This window comes from Streptomyces sp. NPDC101151, from assembly GCF_044768335.1.
Lineage (GTDB): Bacteria > Actinomycetota > Actinomycetes > Streptomycetales > Streptomycetaceae > Streptomyces.
Genome location: NZ_JBIWPP010000090.1, coordinates 6,106 through 7,628, shown reverse-complemented (window position 1 = coordinate 7,628; position 1,523 = coordinate 6,106). Strand labels below are relative to the sequence as shown.

Sequence of the window (1,523 nt, the reverse complement as noted above, 5' to 3'; positions counted from 1 at the left end):
CATCTGCATACCTCATACACCAGGGGATACAGACAACAGACCAGGCACAGCGGGCACTTCGAGGAAGATCACCCTAACGAGCCGAGGTCAGTAACCGTTCGCTGGATTCGACTCCCTTGCGGGCGATACGGACACCGATGTGTTTGCCCCATAGCCATTTTCGCAGGTGAGGGATGTCGTAGGCCTTGTCTGCGTGCAGACGCCGGGGCTTGAAGTATCGGCCGCGGTGAGGGTCGTGTCTCGTTTGGTGACCCTGGATCATGGGCTTCAGGGCGAGGCTGTCGTGGTTGTTGCCTGCTGAGAGGCCGACGAGGAGGGGCAGTCCGTTCGCGTCCGACAGGACGTGCTTCGTGGAACCCGGCTTGCCCCGGTCCACGGGACTCGGACCTGTGAGTTCGCCCCCCTTTTTTTGGCCCGCACATGAGCTGAGTCCAGGACAGCTCGGGAGAGGTCGAGCAGGCCAGCGTCGTCCAAGCGGTGCAGGGTCTCCTCATGCAGTCGGCCCCACACACCTGCCCGCGACCAGATCAAGGACCGACGGTGCGCGGTCGACTTCGATATACCGAAACACGGCGGCAGAGCCCGCCAGGCGCACCCGCTGACCAGCACATAGATGATCGCCGCGAACAGCGTCTCATCAGCCGTGTCCTGCGCCCCACCACCCTGCGACCGCACCCTCGACGGCGGGATCAGCGGCTCCGCAATCTCCCACAGCCCATCCGGAACAAACCTAATCCACGCACCCCGCCCCATAACCAACCCCAACGACCCAACTCCACATAGGACACGGTCTAACTGATCGTTTCAGAATGCCCTCCTGCGGAGGCGCTGGCGGCCCCATGGAACAATCCGTTCATTCACGGGCTCAGGGGGGGACGCCTTATGGAACGGGTTGGGGCTGCGCGAGACCTCGTGCTCGGTTACGTCCGCGCTCTGAACGCGATCGATGAGGCCATGAGGGTGGCGATCCCCTCGCTTGAGCGACTGGCGGACACCATCGGCCTGGCCCGCTCGCGTCGGATCAGCCGCAGTGGTCACATCGGCACCTACGCCTACAAGGTTCATGGGGCAGGGTGCCGCTTCGTCAGTGACAACGGCACTGAGGTCGATGTGGACTTCGCAGCCGACGGAAGTGAAGTCTTCGACCTTTGGCGGCTGCGCGGGTACGGGCTGAGCCTGCCGAAGCCTCTTGACGTCACAGATGAGGACCTTCGGGCCGCAGTGCGGTTGCTGCAACCGCTTCTGACCGAAGTTCGGCCGGGATGGTTCAGCGTAGCCATCTGATCGCATCAGGATGCGGTCCGCAGGCGGCGCAGGCATATGAGGCTGCAGGCCAGTTCGAGCAGGCCCTGGTGGAGATCGGCGCGTCGTTCGTAGCGGATGCGGAGCCGTTTGAACTGGTGCAACCATCCGGTTGGGTCGGGGGGGCGGGGGGCGCCCCCCCCCCCCCCCCCCCCCACCCCCTAGACCCCCCGCCCACAACAACCCCCCCCCACGACCCCCCACCCCCCAACCACCCAACA

At 64.7% G+C, this 1,523-nt stretch carries 1 protein-coding gene and 2 pseudogenes; 1 reads left to right on the top strand and 2 read right to left on the bottom strand.

Annotated features, from left to right (window positions below; all coding sequences use genetic code 11):
- Positions 1 to 91: 91 nt before the first annotated feature.
- Positions 92 to 753: pseudogene (locus ACIRU3_RS47080) on the bottom strand (IS5 family transposase); the annotation flags it as partial.
- Between the two features lie 159 nt (positions 754 to 912).
- Between ACIRU3_RS47080 and ACIRU3_RS47075 the strand changes: the two are divergent.
- A complete protein-coding gene (locus ACIRU3_RS47075) occupies positions 913 to 1,284 on the top strand; it encodes a DUF6896 domain-containing protein (protein ID WP_404070524.1) in 372 nt (123 codons plus the stop codon).
- 5 nt (positions 1,285 to 1,289) lie between these two features.
- Here ACIRU3_RS47075 and ACIRU3_RS47070 read toward each other — a convergent pair.
- A pseudogene (locus ACIRU3_RS47070) lies at positions 1,290 to 1,409 on the bottom strand (IS5/IS1182 family transposase); the annotation flags it as partial.
- Between the last annotated feature and the right edge of the window lie 114 nt (positions 1,410 to 1,523).